Origin of the sequence: Eubacterium xylanophilum ATCC 35991, assembly GCF_000518685.1 — a bacterium.
Lineage (GTDB): Bacteria > Bacillota > Clostridia > Lachnospirales > Lachnospiraceae > Eubacterium_F > Eubacterium_F xylanophilum.
In genome coordinates this window covers 1-13,040 of record NZ_JAEB01000010.1, presented here as the reverse complement: position 1 = coordinate 13,040, position 13,040 = coordinate 1, and the positions used below count along the sequence as shown (strand labels likewise).

14 protein-coding genes are annotated in these 13,040 nt (G+C 38.4%); all 14 read right to left on the bottom strand.

Annotated features, from left to right (window positions below):
* Positions 1 to 26 precede the first annotated feature (26 nt).
* Positions 27 to 1,079 (bottom strand): hypothetical protein, encoded by a 1,053-nt coding sequence (locus L877_RS0102135; RefSeq protein WP_026834692.1) that lies wholly within the window; start codon positions 1,077 to 1,079, stop codon positions 27 to 29.
* Between the two features lie 74 nt (positions 1,080 to 1,153).
* Positions 1,154 to 1,387, bottom strand: coding sequence for a hypothetical protein (locus L877_RS0102130; RefSeq protein WP_026834691.1), 234 nt, complete (start codon positions 1,385 to 1,387; stop codon positions 1,154 to 1,156).
* Positions 1,388 to 1,414: 27 nt separating this feature from the next.
* Positions 1,415 to 1,876 carry a hypothetical protein gene (locus L877_RS0102125; protein ID WP_026834690.1) on the bottom strand — a complete coding sequence of 154 codons (462 nt, stop codon included), beginning with the start codon at positions 1,874 to 1,876 and terminating at the stop codon, positions 1,415 to 1,417.
* A 1-nt stretch (position 1,877) separates the two neighbouring features.
* Positions 1,878 to 2,528, bottom strand: coding sequence for a signal peptidase I (locus L877_RS13285; protein ID WP_026834689.1), 651 nt, complete (start codon positions 2,526 to 2,528; stop codon positions 1,878 to 1,880).
* Positions 2,500 to 4,737: a DUF2357 domain-containing protein gene (locus L877_RS13280; RefSeq protein WP_026834688.1), complete on the bottom strand. Its 2,238-nt coding sequence runs from the start codon at positions 4,735 to 4,737 to the stop codon at positions 2,500 to 2,502. The genes L877_RS13285 and L877_RS13280 overlap by 29 nt, the downstream gene beginning before the upstream one ends.
* 12 nt (positions 4,738 to 4,749) lie before the next feature.
* Positions 4,750 to 6,315 carry a hypothetical protein gene (locus tag L877_RS0102110; RefSeq protein ID WP_026834687.1) on the bottom strand — a complete coding sequence of 522 codons (1,566 nt, stop codon included), beginning with the start codon at positions 6,313 to 6,315 and terminating at the stop codon, positions 4,750 to 4,752.
* A gap of 13 nt (positions 6,316 to 6,328) precedes the next feature.
* Positions 6,329 to 6,985: a signal peptidase I gene (locus L877_RS0102105; protein ID WP_026834686.1), complete on the bottom strand. Its 657-nt coding sequence runs from the start codon at positions 6,983 to 6,985 to the stop codon at positions 6,329 to 6,331.
* Positions 6,986 to 6,996: 11 nt separating this feature from the next.
* Positions 6,997 to 7,710, bottom strand: a complete 714-nt coding sequence (locus L877_RS0102100; RefSeq protein ID WP_242837105.1) for a hypothetical protein — start codon at positions 7,708 to 7,710, stop codon at positions 6,997 to 6,999.
* A gap of 5 nt (positions 7,711 to 7,715) precedes the next feature.
* Positions 7,716 to 8,528 (bottom strand): EAL domain-containing protein, encoded by an 813-nt coding sequence (locus tag L877_RS0102095; RefSeq protein WP_051437612.1) that lies wholly within the window; start codon positions 8,526 to 8,528, stop codon positions 7,716 to 7,718.
* Positions 8,529 to 8,649: 121 nt separating this feature from the next.
* Positions 8,650 to 9,303 carry a metallophosphoesterase family protein gene (locus L877_RS0102090; protein ID WP_341349119.1) on the bottom strand — a complete coding sequence of 218 codons (654 nt, stop codon included), beginning with the start codon at positions 9,301 to 9,303 and terminating at the stop codon, positions 8,650 to 8,652.
* Positions 9,304 to 9,399: 96 nt separating this feature from the next.
* Positions 9,400 to 10,038 carry a hypothetical protein gene (locus tag L877_RS0102085; RefSeq protein WP_026834682.1) on the bottom strand — a complete coding sequence of 213 codons (639 nt, stop codon included), beginning with the start codon at positions 10,036 to 10,038 and terminating at the stop codon, positions 9,400 to 9,402.
* Complete coding sequence (locus L877_RS0102080) at positions 10,035 to 10,742, bottom strand: ABC transporter ATP-binding protein (RefSeq protein ID WP_026834681.1); 708 nt, start codon at positions 10,740 to 10,742, stop codon at positions 10,035 to 10,037. Before L877_RS0102080 ends, L877_RS0102085 begins: the two co-directional genes overlap by 4 nt.
* A gap of 18 nt (positions 10,743 to 10,760) precedes the next feature.
* Positions 10,761 to 12,497 carry a hypothetical protein gene (locus L877_RS0102075; protein ID WP_156922961.1) on the bottom strand — a complete coding sequence of 579 codons (1,737 nt, stop codon included), beginning with the start codon at positions 12,495 to 12,497 and terminating at the stop codon, positions 10,761 to 10,763.
* A gap of 237 nt (positions 12,498 to 12,734) precedes the next feature.
* Positions 12,735 to 13,040 (bottom strand): integrase core domain-containing protein (locus L877_RS0102070; RefSeq protein ID WP_026834679.1); only part of this gene is annotated, 306 nt, incomplete at its 5' end.

Here is a 13,040-nt window from a genome sequence, read left to right as displayed (position 1 = left end):
TATTCTTATGAAATTATGTTTATTGATTACTTGAATTTGAGAGCAATTCTAAAGGTTTCTGCTGCATTAGGATTGTAGCACTCTTTATCCTCACCTTCAATCCAAACACGTATAATCTTCTTAAGGGCTCCACCGTATCCACCATTGCTTCCATCGGTTGTTCCCTTATAAGAAGCGCCAGTCAAGTCAACAACATTTTCTTTATCATCTCCTGATGAAATAACCTTATCCACGTTTGCCCAACTAGGTGATGTAGCTGATACAGCTTTTGGATCACCACTTCCACCTTGTCTAGAATAATAATTATATGAATCTATTATCGAATCGTTGCCCGTTCCAAATGCTGTTGCTTTCTTCAAATCAACTATACCTTGATTAGCTGAAAGATCCGCATTTAATACAGCTACTCTAGTTGCCTCATATATGTCATCATTTGAATTAGCATCACTTGAATTAGTAACATATCCCTCGACTGTGAGCTTCACTCCAGCAGAATCCGATGTTCTGAACCAAACTGGAATATCAACATAATAACCATCATCATTGGTTGTTGTAAAGTCTAGCGCTGGTTCAGGCGTCCACGAAGGAGTTAGTGCGGTATCAGTTTTTTCTGTGCTAGTATATGCATGTAATTTAGCTACTTGAGAATCTGGGTCTGGTGTCGCAAATACAGCTCCATCTTTAAGAGTTCTTCCTACTCCAGTCGCATCACCTGTGTAAAAGATGTTGGCACCATTTACTGAAGAAGCAGGGAACAATTTACCAAATGAATAGTACTTACTTACATCTGCTTTATTTGACCAATCCGAATCAACTGCTGGATTAGCTGCTGTTGCTCCGGTAATAATACCTTTGCTGTCTGATAGCGCTCCTCCGGTCAGTGCACCAAGAGAAATCTGCACTCCCTTTGGAGTAGCCGCTGTCATCTTGATACCTGTAACCTCAAGCTCCTTACTCATGGTGAACCATGCATATGTTGTCAGTCCAAGCATAAGTGCTGATACTAGCAGCATCGCTGTAGCTGACACAAGTTTCTTTTTATTGCTTATTTTAATTGCCATATTCTTTTCCTTTTTCATAATATAACCTCCTTTTCTAACGTTGCATGATATTACAAACATCGTAGATATAACGTGCCATTTTATCTTTGTTTCTAGAGACTATTTAGCTGCTTTTGTAACTCCGTCATGTGGGAACGAACAGCTGTAATCTCCCCGGTATATTTATTAAACCACTCTACATCGCGCTCATCAGGCGTCTCCTGCAATAGAACGGCCTGTACTAATGCCGACTGTGAACGGGAGCGTTTTCTCTCCATTTCGTTTATCGTCTGCATACAAATCTTAATTTCTTTTTTAAGTTTTCTCTTTTTTGCCCAATCACTCATATCTTTACCTCCTCAGGACAACCTCCATCACTTTCCCATTCTGTCTATCTGGTTGATAATCTCATTTGCTTCATCAAAGCCCTTGTCTAGGTTTTGTGCCAAATCATCGACTGCTTTCTTATATGCCCCCAACTTCTTCTTATCATTCATCTGCTTAGGGTACTTGATGAGGATTGTATTAAGTTCGTTGATTGTGATCTTTTGCTTTTCAGTCAGATTCTCTAGGAGAAAACTAAAACTGTTTGCTGCACTCATGTCGCTAATAATCTTTCTATAGCGAAACTCATAATCACCATCTGCGTTTATATAAGAGTCAAGCGAATCCGAAGTATGATTCAAACATGATACAAATTGTTCTCTATACTTAACTTGAATCCGTCTCGTCTCGTCTATGTATAATCCTATAAATACAATCATTCCGATTGCCATAACGACTGCGAAGATAATCGCAAGATGCATTCGTCTCTTCATGATATCTTCTTGTGTCACCTTACCTATCCTCCTCTGCTAATCTCTTTTTCTCTTCTTCGATAGCAAGCCGCATCCTTTCTTCATAGGATCTTTCTTCCCTAACTTGCTTTCCAAGTCGCATGATAGTTCTAGTTTCGTGCATAGCAATAACAAGTATCACTATCATTATCGACAGAATTGCCAACTTTCTGAAGTCCCCAAAGCCAGAAAGCCACAAAAAAATTCTAGATTTTTTTTCAAACCGGCCAATAACCTGACTTGGCTGAACATTTTCACTGTCTACAGCGGTATTTGCATCTCCTTTCGTGGAAAATGTTCCGTCAGCCTTCACTTCCACAATTCTGTGGGTAATCAGTGCGCCGTCCGTGCTCTCCTCTTGAGACTTATAAACTATGATATCTCCGGCCTTCAATGTTGAAGCATCTACTTTAGTAATGTATATGAAATCATCGACATGAAGTGTCGGTTCCATGCTTCCAGTGGCGATTCTCATCAAACAATGCCCTGCAATCATCGTGGGCTTTCCACGCTTGAGATTCTGCGTTAAGACAAATGCCAAAACGCACAACACAAGGGTTAATACAACAAGAAACACACTTATGATAAAAGTTATACTAGCTTTTTTCTTAGCATTGCCGCCTTTAGGCTGCTTTGTTTCCTGTTTCTCCATCAGTTCCATCTCCATATTTTCTAGTTTGCTCTTCCCACCAGCGTCTTATTCTCTCCACCCTGCTAACATGGTACTCGCGATAGTACTTCTTCATCTGTTCGCGAATTGCCTTCTCCTCTTCAGGAGTTCGCGTAGGTGGTACATATGGCTGCTTTGGCCTATTCTTATCTTGCTTCTTGCGCATGCGTTTGAACTTAGCATCATCTATACTTCTAAGGAATGAATACTTAGCCGAAGTAGCATACTTTCTGTAGTATTTTTCCATAGTCTTCTGCTCTTCCTTGGCACGCTTCTTTGCTTCCTTGGCCGCAGCAATACTGGCTGCCTTGCGCTTCCAATCCGGATTATCAGTATCCGCCGGAATTCTATTGAACAACAAAACCATCAAAGCTGTAAATAGCCTTGGAATGAGATAAATCGGATTATAAGTATACTCTCTGTAAATAGTCTCAAAGGATTTACTTTCATAGTAATTCCTCATTTCCTTGAGTTTGGCCGCTCTCTCTGCTGCGATTCTCTCTTTCTCAAGCTTTTGCTGTTCTATCTTCATCCTTGCAACAACTTCCCTTGGATCCTCGCTTATATCGTCTTCCTCCATATTGGCCTTGACTTCTTCGATTTCTTCCTCAGTTACTTGTGCTAGGACTTCGTCCATCTCCATCTTTTCTTCCTGGTCGTCCGTCACTTCTACATTAATATCAATTCCCTCGGCGTCTCCGAGTTCAGAACGAACCAAGCTCTTCTCTTCTTCAAGACGCTTTCTCTCTGCCTCGATTCTCTCTTGTTCTTCTCGTCTCTTGCGCTCTTCCTCTTCTTTTTTGCGCTTTTCTTCGAGCAGTGCCAATCGCTCCTCTTCTTGGCGCTGTCTTTCTCTCTCTGCCGCTTCCTGCTCTGCTTTTTTCTTGGCGAGCATCTCCTCTAGGCGACGCTGTTCTTCTTCCTTTTTCCTCCGAAGAGCCTCACGTCTTTCCTCGCGCTCTCGCTCGATTCTCTCCCTCTCTTCACGGCGTTTTCTGGCTTCTTCCTCAGCTTGCAACTTCATCAAGCGCTCGTTTTCAAGCTTCTCTCGGTAAGCCTTCTCTATAGTTATGGCTTTGTTTATTTCTTCAAACATTCTTGCAGGATCCGCCGGCATAGTTCTAACAAACTCTTTTTCGCCATCTTCATCTATATAACCTGCAACGCCATCTACAGTAATATCGTAATCAGGTGAAAGCTCTTTGTCAAACTTTTTGACAAATTTGGGTTTCATCCCGGTATAACTCTTCTTTTTGAGAGTTTTAAATGCCTCATCGGCATTTTTTTCATCAACTTGATAGCGGAACAAAACCATCTGCATCAGCGCTAAGCGGTAAAAATTCTCTATATAATCATCTTCAGCTTCTACCGCTGTATCTTCCATATTGATTTCATATCCCGCCTTATCATAGCTTTCTATGTACTGCCATAGAGCCAGACAGGCTTTGAGATCAACATTTTTCATGATGGCATTGGTTCTCATAACAGGGGGGCGAATAAAACTATTACCTAGGGTTGTACATAATTCTGAGCCCTTGTACCCCTCGATAGTACTTTTGAGTTTTTCAACCCTCTGCCATACACTATATCCACTTTCATCATATGATTCAAGGTCTGATACCGTCTCGAGCTTGACATCTATCTTCATCTTGCCACCTTTGCCGTCATCTATTACGGTATTATAGCCAAGAGAAAATGCCTGCTCATCCTTAGTTATCTGGACCAATTTTTCATATCTTGAATTGATAAATATATAAAGCCTGTCAACCAATGTGTTGACGAACTTATTCTCGTACGTTTCAAGAGTTTCCTCTTTGTATACATTTAGTATCTTTGATGGTGTTATCTTCCCGGTCTTGGGATCCACACTCTGTATATAATCTGTATGTTGTGCAAGGTGCTTAATGCTCTCAACTGTAATCTTTTTCGAAAGGGCTATAGGCACAACTTCCTCAACATCTTCTATTGTTCTTCGAGGATTACGAATTACATTATCCACGTGAATCAGACCATTTTCAATAGCCTCCACCCACGAAACATCAATTGCTTTCTGCATCAACTTTCTATTTACCGCAAAGGTATTGCGGCTTCGGTGTAGCGCAGAATTGAGATTTGCAAACAACTCGTCCTCATCCAGGTGTTGGATAATATCATGAAAATCAGTATATAATTGAGCTAGTGATTCTGCCATGACTCCACCCCCTTAGAACAATTTCTGCAAGCGCTCCAAATAAGCAATTGATTCCTTCATGTTGCCCTTACCAAACAACTTGACAAGATAATTGCACAATTCTTTTAGCTCTTCCCTGAGCATAGCTAGGTTCAGCGATTCAAACTTACGGAATATTTTCGTTGCAAGAACATAATCGATTCCATCTAGTTCTTCTCCACCTGCTGCAACATATACCGGAACAAAAAGTCCCATCTGCATCAAAATACGGTTACCAAACGCAACTCTGATTTTCTCGATTACCCAGAGGTCAAGCTGCTGTATCTTCTTCAAATTCTCCTGTGAGATTGGATACATACTGAACGCCTCTTGGAAAAGTTCTGTCAAGTGATCAAATCCCAAGTTGATTGGTGGCGTATCCGGAGCATCAAATGCAATACCCTTGGCATCTAGATTAATTGGCTGCGCACGGTCGTATACCTTATCCGCAATTGAGAATGTTGAGTCATCGTTATTCGCTGTTCCGATATACCATACATTCTGTGGAATCACAAGCTTACCCTTGTCAAGTTTGACAGGGTCAGTGCTCCACACATTAGGAACCAAATCAAGTTCCCACTCATCTGCATTTGGCATTTCAAGGATTGACAACATCTCCGCAAAGTAGTACTCAACGCGGGCGATATTCATCTCGTCCAAAAGAATAAGGTTTACGTCATTGTTGTAGCCAGATGAATAGATTCTCTTCAAAACCTCTGTCTCATTGAAGCTCTTGGTGAACTCGTTGAAATATCCGAAGAGCTCCGTCCTATCTCTCCAAGACGGCTGAACAGAAGCAATAGTTGTATCTACTTGCAAGAATTTTCCAAAAGAATACGGCAAGGATGTCTTACCTGTACCAGATATACCTTGGAGAATCAAAAGCTTAGTGGATGCCATACCGGCTAAAAATAGTCTGATAGTCTTGTGTTCATAGTACAAGTGCATCCTTGAACATGCAAAGTTTCTATATCTATCTACTATCTCTTCGAGAGTTATGTCATTATCATATTCAGGTGGAGTATATGTTTTGTAGAATGTATCAACCTCCATGAGCTTGGAGAATCTCATCTCGGCTGTCTGGATAATACCATCTTCCGTAACTTCATGTTGTTCTACTTCTTCACCCTCGGCATTTTGGAAATCGCCAGTTGTTCCCGGAAGTCCTGTTCCTCCGCCAACTCCCATAGCAGATACTTTCATGGCCATAATCTCGTCCTTTTCTTTGACGAGCTTCATTACCTTCTGTTGTAACAGCGATATCTCCTCCAGCAAGTCCTCATCGCTTACTATGGAGTGTCTAAATCTCAGATATTTACGAATGAACAAAAGAATCATAAATATCAACAAAACATAAACTGCAACCACTAAAATCAGGGCTAAGACCGCAAGAATCCACTCTCCGACACTGAAGCTTCCGCTGTATTTGCGGAATTGCTCCACGTATCCAGGAATGTTAAACACTTGTCTCAACCCTCTGTAAATTCCTATAAATATCTCTCCAAAGCCCTGAAGCATTGATGAGATAAATGCAAAAAACCACTTTAAAAAACTGTTCATATGCACCACCTACTTATGACTCTTCACTGTTCTTGGCGGTGTTCTCTTCCTGTTCTTTCTCTGCAAGATACTCTTCAATAGCACGTCTTTTGATCTCTTCTTCGTCCAAATCACTATTGGTTCCTGCTTTCTTAACTTCCATAACTGCAAAGATGAACTTGTAAAGTTCAAACAAGAAGAATATTGCCATTGGAATCAAAATGCAGATAAAGAATCCCTTCTGAGTCTGCAAGAATCCCATAACAACTCCACCTTTTTTAATACTTTTTTCTGTCCACTTACCCACAATATCACTTTGGAATGCCGGCAAATCATCATCCTTTGGATTGCCATCACCCCTTGTCATAAAGGAAATATTCGTTCCGTCATCGTCAATTCCGGTGATTCTATGGGTATTTAATGCTTTCTTTCCTTCAATGATTGTCCAAAAAGTGATTACATCACCTTTCTTAAGCTGCTTGACATCATCGACCTCACGACATATGATCAAATCTCCCTTTTCAAACGTTGGCTTCATCGAATCTGACTCCACCTTCATCGGGATATATCCCATGAAATTGGATATACCATTGTTCTTATTCGAGGAGAAAACCAACAAGGTCACAACAAATGCCGCAATCAAAATTATCCAAGCTAAAACACTTACAACAACCTTTAATACCTTACTCATTTCCCTGCTCCTTACGTTGTCTCAACTATGCGAAAATCCATTCCAAGTTTGAGAGTACCGCCAATAATCTCATTGGTACAATCCGGATCATTTCCCTCTAGCCAAATTACTACTGTAAACTTATCCTTGGCCTTTGGTGCCATTTTCTCATGCTTGGTTTGCATTACCTTATTTGATGATAAGAATGTACTATCGCAATCCTTCTCACTACCTGAGCCATCTTTCTTGGTTTTTCCATAAATCTTGCGTTCACCATTTATCCAAACACCAATTCTGACGGCATCATCCACACCTTTTGTAATATTTTCCATGTTCAGAACACCCTCATATGAGATTGTATCATCACCGGAATTAATCAAATAAAATGTATAAGCTATATAACTCTCACCATTATGCGGACCATTTATCATATCGATATTTTTTGGCAAATCCTCTCCGCTGATATTAGTCATATCATTGACGACGTCCGCTTGGAGCCTTGAATTTGCCATCGTATAATCTGGTGTCTCTGACAATGTCAATCCCTGTCTAACCATATCATACTTGTTTACACGTATCGTAAATGCGCCATATCGATCATAGAAATACGAAATTGCATATGCTATTGCCACGATTATTATCAGAATAACAATCAACAATGCAACGCTTCGCATAAGCACTCGATATCGCTTTATCTCCTTTGCGGTTCGTCGCAGCTCGAGGACGTCTCTAACTTTTTCGTCCACTGCTGTCAACTCCCTTCAACTTTTTCATCTTTTTCTTTTGGTTTCCTTATGTAGCTTGGATTCATATACTTGCCTGCTAACGGTCCGGCAATATAAGAGCATCCACACTCGTACAACTTTTCAGCTTGACTGGAATCCTTGATTCCATCTGCTATAGCCTCAGCTCCCATCTCACTTACAAACCCAACAATGGAATTTACTGCATTGTCAGCTCGCGTGCTCTGCCCTATATAACGGGTTACATCATGATGCAATAAACAATAGTCCACTTCAAAAGAAGACAATCTCATCATAGGACAATTATCTGCTCCAAATCCCTCAAGCAAAAAGTGAAATCCTCTGTTTCGTAATTTTAAAATATTCTCTGATATCCTTTTGTCATCACTTTTTTCATCTAATATATTTCCCGAGAGAGCAAATGTAATCTTTCCTGTCGGATACTCATTGCTCTCAAATAAACTCAACAATTTTCTCTCTATCCTAGAATCTACTAGAGCTCTTAGGGGCATATAGACTGAAACCCAACGAAAGAAAAAATCCCTCTCCATAAGTCTTTTAGATATATCAATCGCTTGCATAACCTCTAGTTCAAACAGTTCGTTCGCCTGTTCCGTCGCTTCAGCTGTCTCTCTATAAGCTTCTGGCATCAATGTTCCCAAACCCGGTGTATGCAACTGTGTTCGTGATTGAAAAAAAACTACATCTCCACTAGATATCTCGCGAATATTTCTTAAATGCATGTCCACTGCTCTGACTCCATCTACTGTTGTCTGGATTTCTTCAGAATCCGTGGCTGCTTGTAATCCTTTTTCTTCCAAGAAACTACCTCCTGAATAAATACTCCGCTTCTAGTACACATATTTATATGTAGAATTATACCATAATCCACAAATCAAGTCAACGATATGAATACTACGTGTGCATTGTCAAGTAGTGACATTATCGAACATTTACATCTTCTGGTATCGGCATATTAGCTCTTCTCTGCTTATCAACCTCAATCCACTCATCAAGAGACAGAGGCTGATAATCAGAAAACATACAAAAACAATTGATCATCTGACAAGGAATGCTAGTATGCTCATCCGAATTGGCGAGAATCCGCTTCCTCTGCCTCGTTTGTTTTATGAAATCATTTACGATAACCTCGTCATATGTATTATGAACGTGTCCATAGAGCATATATGTCTTGGCCTCACCCTTTTTATTGGTTCTATACTGACCATTGTAACAAAAGATTGGATAATGTGACAGAATAACTTTTCTGCTATTATCATTTAATTCTCTATAATGATGAATCCACTCAAACAAATCGGAGTCAAATGTCCTCTGTTTTATAAATCGGTCATGATTGCCGATTATTAAAGACTTTTTCCCATTTAATTTTTTTATTATTTCTGCAGTCTCCTCTGCCTTTCCTATGCTAAAATCTCCTAGAATAACTACTTCATCCTTCTTTTTGACCTTCTTATTCCACTGCTCGATCATATATAGGTGCATGTCTTCGACAGACTCAAATCCTCTTTCATCCATTCGAAAGTTCAGATTTTTGTGAAAAAAATGTAAATCCGATATATAATATCTCAAAACCATCTCTCCTTAATGCATATATAAACTACATATATTATAATATTAAAAACCCACAAGGTCAACCTGACCTGCGGGTTTTATAAATTCCAAAAATGATCATTAATTATAATTTGGTCTTACATTATACTTTATGCCCCCAACCAAAAGGAATACAAGTCCAATAACAGCCATTATTACCCCATTTTTCGCGTTAAACTCATCTCCGTCCGTATAAATGGATATTTTTTTAAACAAACCAAAAGAGTCAACAACATTTATGCAAAAAGCATATAAACCAACTACAATAAGCCCTATACCAACATTGGAAAGAATATAGTTTAACATAAATGCCAATGAAGATAAGCAAAAACTCTCTAGTGCAACATAAAAAATAATACTAGGATTTATGTGTATTATTAATATATTGATTATGCAATACCCGATAACTATCATAGGGAAAAAGCATCCTTGTAATACTAGATGTGAAAGAGCACTGGAAGATCCAGATATGTATATCCTATATAACTCATTTCCATCATCGTGAATAATATTCTTATTGATTATAAGTACCCACCAAGTCAGCACAATTGGCATCACAGTTTGAAAGAAAGACGAAATGTTAGAAAGTTTTTCTTCATCAGAAAACTCATGTATATCATATACGCTTTTCAGAAATGCAATTATAGAATACACTACAACCACAGGAATCACGTAAACTAATATTCTCTTTATTATACGATTTACCGTCATTTTAATCATTCTATTGCACCATCCATTATTGCAAGATATCCCCTCATCATCGATTTTTCAGAACCTGTTTTCTGGTTTTCCCCGATTATTTGAAGTTCCTCTGCTGTTTTATCGGCAATAATATTGCCATTTTTCATAACAAGGACTCTATCACAGGTCTCTTCTAAATCCTCAATAATATGAGTAGAAATCAGTATCGTTTTTCCTTCCTTAATATCATTTATAAGAGAATTAAATCTCATTCTCTCTTCTGGATCAAGTCCGGCAGTTGGCTCATCAAAAATAATTATATCTGGATTCCCAAGAAGTGCTTGAGCAATACCAACACGCCTTAACATACCTCCGGAAAGATGTCCAACTCGTTTCTTTTCCTCTTCGCCAAGATTGACAAGTTCCAATACACGTTTTATCTCTTGATCACATTCTCCATTTGGAATCCCTTTGGCTCTTGCAAAATATGTCAACGCATCATGTACCGTCAGCTCTCGAAATGCTCCATACTTTTGAGGAAGATAACCAATACACTTTTCAGTAGCAATAGAAATACTGCCTTTCTTGGTTCTATATAATCCCAATATACATCGGATCAATGTGGTTTTCCCAGCACCATTAGGGCCTAGTAAACCATAGCAATTACTATCTAGTTCCACTGTTATTCCTTTTAAAATACTCTTTCTCCAAAATGATTTATTTAGATTGTCTATAGTAATCAATTAACTAACCTCCATTATCTACTTGATTGAATTCAAATACTCAATCTCATCCATCTCACAAGTATCATCAAGAAGATACTTCATGATTTTTTGATTTACTTTCTGAACTCCATATTGTTGCATCTTTTCTATATATAAAGAATACACTTTGTCATATTGCATGTCCTCTTCATCACGTTGAGCGCTATCATCTGATTCATCAGAGTTTTCTAGTTCCTGCAAATCAGTATCCCGACTTGGAGCCACGGAAAGAACAGACTCTCTCAGATTTTCTTTACCGGAATGTTTTTCTAGTTCATTTCTAATCACATCCCAAGCATACAAAGAATTACTCATATAAATGCAATCTCCACAATCATAGAAACAATTCATATTTGAATTAAATCCCAAATTTTCTGGAATTGCAATTACTTTCTTTTCTGAATAATCTAATTTAATATTGGTATCAAGGAACTTGTTTATCTCTTCTAATTCACTGTTCAAATCTTCCGAAGTCAAACAATCAGCTACGTCGTATGAACTTGCATCCAAAGGATATGCAAGAACCTTTATGCCATTCTTAACCCTTTCTTCACATCTTCCCCCAATGAGGCTAAATCCTCTGGCAAATCCATAGAACTGATTGTTCGAGCCTTGTAGATTAGATACACACTTAGGTCCAGAAACCGACACCTTGAATTCAGTTTCATCTTCTAAAAAACTCGACAGTTTTCTGTTTTCATCGTATATACTATGCAGTCCTGCTTTAGGATAAAAAGCAAACATCTGAGGCAAAAAAGCGGACTTTGTGTTAGAATAAAACATCGGACTATTGCCCTTATACTCTACATGAATCTTCTTATTCTTTGTTGCCCCATTCTTAATCACAATATAATCTCCATCGCGATCGTAATTAATGTCATCTCTTCCGTCTGTCAGACTATTTATCTTATAACCTCGATACAAAGTAAATTTTAAATCTTCATCATTCTCACTTGCATCAATATCCATATCAACTACAGCAGTAAGTTCTTTATCCAAATCAAATTTCATATTGTATTTAGTCACACAAAAACTAGCCTTCTCATTTTCCTTACACGAATCATCATCAATATAGTCATTCATGCTCGAGATTGATGAATATGGTGTGTTTCCTGCCACCAAAACACTGCCCTTGTTATAAATATTAAATATACATATTGCTGCCATGACAAGGGCGCAGCTGCTTACAATTATTCGTGATAATCTTCCTTTTAATTCTTGAATAGTATTAATGTATATCATAGAAATCAGCATTAATATCATCGAAAACTTTCTGAATCCCTCAACGGTCAATCCATACAAAGGGTCCAAAACGGCTAAAGAATTACGTGAAATTGGATTTATAAGATCTATCACTGTAAATACAGGAATGCCATACATGCTCTGCAAGTCATTCCAAAATCCGCCAAGTTGAGGAATAATTAATAAAACTATTAACACAATTATAGCATATCCTATAATTCTATTCTTCAATCTTGATATTATCACTCCCAATGCAATTGCACTCAATGACATAATCACAATATCCCAGATAAAAAAAGTTTGTATATCACTTACAGGCAAACCATTATTATTCAGTTTTTTAAAACCAAGATACACATAAGCCCCGACATTCACTGAACTAATAATGCTCATCTGGAACAACACAAACAATTGACTCCCCCACACCACAACTGCCTTCCCGCATTTATATCTAATACTTTCAAGCATATTTACATCGTATGCTTTTCTCATATATTCGAATCCAATAAAAATCCACAAAATGAATGATATAAGGCTCAAAAGGCGAATATCTTCATAGTAATAAAAACTACTCGATACGTAAGAATCAAACTTTAAACTAGCATCTAAAAAAGCATTATAAAGCTTTACAAGAATATAATTATTAACCCCTACCATTATTATATACGCTACAATTACACTTTGAAATTGTCAATATTGGTTGGCAGATTTCTTTGGGAAAATTTATCACTATGCCGCAACGGGCTGTGAATCATAGTATTTCCTGCGTTTAGCTGCAGGAGGGAGTCCTCCGTTAGCAGAGCAGATCCTTCGGTTGTTCCAATAGGACATGAAGTACCTCCAGATAACTGTTTTTAACTCTTTGACAGTCATAGATTTGGTATCATATCTATCGTAGAGAAGCTCCGTTTTGAACCTTGCCCACATACTCTCGCATCGAGCATTATCATGACAGCGACCACCGTCACTATTCATACTTTGAACTACGCCGCATTTTTTGATAGCATCTCGATATTCCTTGCTGGTATATTGACT

Excerpts from the sequence above, each read along its gene's own strand:
- L877_RS0102135 (WP_026834692.1), bottom strand. The coding sequence starts at position 1,079 with ATGAAAAAGGAAAAGAATATGGCAATTAAAATAAGCAATAAAAAGAAA.
- L877_RS0102130 (WP_026834691.1), bottom strand. The coding sequence starts at position 1,387 with ATGAGTGATTGGGCAAAAAAGAGAAAACTTAAAAAAGAAATTAAGATT.
- L877_RS13285 (WP_026834689.1), bottom strand. The coding sequence starts at position 2,528 with ATGGAGAAACAGGAAACAAAGCAGCCTAAAGGCGGCAATGCTAAGAAA.
- L877_RS13280 (WP_026834688.1), bottom strand. The coding sequence starts at position 4,737 with ATGGCAGAATCACTAGCTCAATTATATACTGATTTTCATGATATTATC.
- L877_RS0102110 (WP_026834687.1), bottom strand. The coding sequence starts at position 6,315 with ATGAACAGTTTTTTAAAGTGGTTTTTTGCATTTATCTCATCAATGCTT.
- L877_RS0102105 (WP_026834686.1), bottom strand. The coding sequence starts at position 6,985 with ATGAGTAAGGTATTAAAGGTTGTTGTAAGTGTTTTAGCTTGGATAATT.
- L877_RS0102090 (WP_341349119.1), bottom strand. The coding sequence starts at position 9,303 with ATGGTTTTGAGATATTATATATCGGATTTACATTTTTTTCACAAAAAT.
- L877_RS0102085 (WP_026834682.1), bottom strand. The coding sequence starts at position 10,038 with ATGATTAAAATGACGGTAAATCGTATAATAAAGAGAATATTAGTTTAC.
- L877_RS0102075 (WP_156922961.1), bottom strand. The coding sequence starts at position 12,497 with ATGAGAAAAGCATACGATGTAAATATGCTTGAAAGTATTAGATATAAA.